2 protein-coding genes and 2 pseudogenes are annotated in these 2,045 nt (G+C 44.9%); 3 read left to right on the top strand and 1 reads right to left on the bottom strand.

Annotated elements, in window-relative coordinates:
* On the bottom strand, positions 1 to 256 hold a 256-nt coding region (locus AS151_RS19235), incomplete at its 3' end, for a hypothetical protein (protein ID WP_139240790.1).
* Positions 257 to 272: 16 nt separating this feature from the next.
* Between AS151_RS19235 and AS151_RS19230 the strand changes: the two are divergent.
* The 3 genes and pseudogenes from AS151_RS19230 to AS151_RS19220 all read left to right on the top strand — a co-directional run.
* Positions 273 to 506 (top strand): annotated as a pseudogene (locus tag AS151_RS19230) (tetratricopeptide repeat protein); the annotation flags it as partial.
* Positions 507 to 715: 209 nt separating this feature from the next.
* Positions 716 to 1,063: pseudogene (locus AS151_RS19225) on the top strand (element excision factor XisI family protein).
* A 269-nt stretch (positions 1,064 to 1,332) separates the two neighbouring features.
* Positions 1,333 to 2,045, top strand: a 713-nt coding sequence (locus AS151_RS19220; protein WP_139240788.1) for a tetratricopeptide repeat protein, incomplete at its 3' end; no start/stop codon positions are given.

Below are 2,045 nucleotides of genomic sequence, written 5' to 3'. Positions count from 1 at the left end.
TGAGAAGATGGGGTTGGCGAAAAGGCGCAAATTCTGGATGCTGGCGGAAATTATTCGCTAGGTCTATCGCTTCTTGAACCAACGAAATTTCCAAACCAAGATCGAATTTTTGCAGCGTATCTACACGATCGATGTCGCCTTCCAACGCCTGGTGGGTTAGCTGACCGATGCGACGTTTTTCATCCAAACCTTGACCGACACCTGGATGTCCATATATATAGTTTAATTTAAATTCCCACGGACAACGATGGTACACGCTTGCCTATTACAATCGCGGCATTGCTTACTACCATATGCAAAAGTACCAACAGGCAGTGAAGGATTTTAATAAAACGATTGAGATCGATTCCGAAAATGCCAATGCCTACTACTGGCGAGGTTTGACTTATCGGCAAAGGGGCGATCGCGAAGCGGCGAATCCTGATTTTCAAGAGGCAGCCAACTTATACGAACAGCAGGGAAACCAGCAATGGTTCCAACGCGCCAAGGAACAAATGCAGCAATAAAAATATTTGCCAAATTTGTTGGAAATGGCTTTGATGGATGTTAAACGCGATCGCCTTTTTCTCCAAAATAAAATTTTATCCAGCAAGCGATCGCTTTTTAATCAACGCCACATTCTCCAACGCTTACTCTTGACAATTGACAAATTTCCCAACGAACCGAATCGTAGAAAAATAGCAATTGGTGTTGGCATACAGCCAGCAGGGAGAAATTGGACTGTTGCCGTCGATGCGTTCAAAAGATTCTGACAGAACAAGTTGGCAAAGAAACGGAAAATTCGGAGATTGAGAGTCAGCTTATCTTCGATCGCGATTTGTGGTTGGCTGTGGGATGGGATGATTTGACGCGAATCTATGCTGGTTTTATCCATCTGGAAAATCAAGATGGCAACATCTAGATTCAACGGAACATGACCAAATTGGATATTGCTCAAAGGTGGGTCGATAGGGGGATTTTGAAAGAAGATATGGTTTTGGGATTACAACCTCCCTACAAACGTCCTTATCCTGGCTATGGAACCGGAACTTCACTAGTAGAATCTTCTTCCTATATTAGTTGAAAACTCGTTCGTATATGGATTGGACATATAAAAAAGCGATCGCACGCACTTTCCAGGCTTCATCCAGGCAACTGCTTCTGATTTCCGTCAAAATTATCTAGTTTCCCCTACAAACAATCAATCCCGCATGAGTGGTTAGAGAAGAAAGGATGAAAATAGATGCTGCCAGACAGGGGCAATGTCAACTGCATTGATTTTCCCGGAACCGCTTGATAAATCCTTATCTAGGAGTAAAATAAGAAAAAGAACGGCGAACTGGATTGATTCCGATGGATAAACAACGCTTACAGGCTTATCTCTCGCTGATTGAGGAATTGCTGAATTGTCCGAGTGGCGAGGAGTCGCAAGTGCTGGAACAACACCCCGAACTCCTGGATGCGGGGTTGGTGCAAACTTGCGAATTGGTGGCGGAACAGTTGGGGGAAGCGGAAAGAGAGCAGGAAGCTGAGTTTGTTAGAGGTTTGGCACAGCAGTTGGCGGACTATCTCAACCGTCAAGCCTCTGAGGAAGAAAGTACACCCAGCGAAACCCAACCAAGCGCTACGTCAAAAGACTATCTCCAGTTTTTAAAGGGCTTGTTGCAAGTTGAAATTGAAAGCAAGGGTGACCCCCAGAGCGTTTATTCCTACTTAGAACAACATCAGGATAAACTCGATTTGTCTTTTGCCAAGATTCTTACTCAATGGTTTGACTCAAATCTCGACTCGAACAATTCTGAGAAAAACCAAGCTCTTGCAGCATTGGCGAACCAGATTGCCGTTGATATTCAAGAATTTCCATTAGGCAGTCGCGCAAATAATATTGAAATTGCCATCGCTGCCTACCAAGCTGCTTTACAAGTGCGTACCCGCAGTGCCTTTCCCCAAGATTGGGCCATGACGCAATATAACTTAGCAAATGCCTACAGCGATCGCATCCGGGGAGAGCGCGCCGAGAACCTAGAGGAAGCCATCGCTGCCTACCAAGCTGCTTTACAAGTTTA

This window comes from Geitlerinema sp. PCC 9228, from assembly GCF_001870905.1.
In the GTDB taxonomy this organism is placed as follows: domain Bacteria; phylum Cyanobacteriota; class Cyanobacteriia; order Cyanobacteriales; family PCC-9228; genus PCC-9228.
This window is presented reverse-complemented; position numbering and strand designations above follow the sequence as displayed.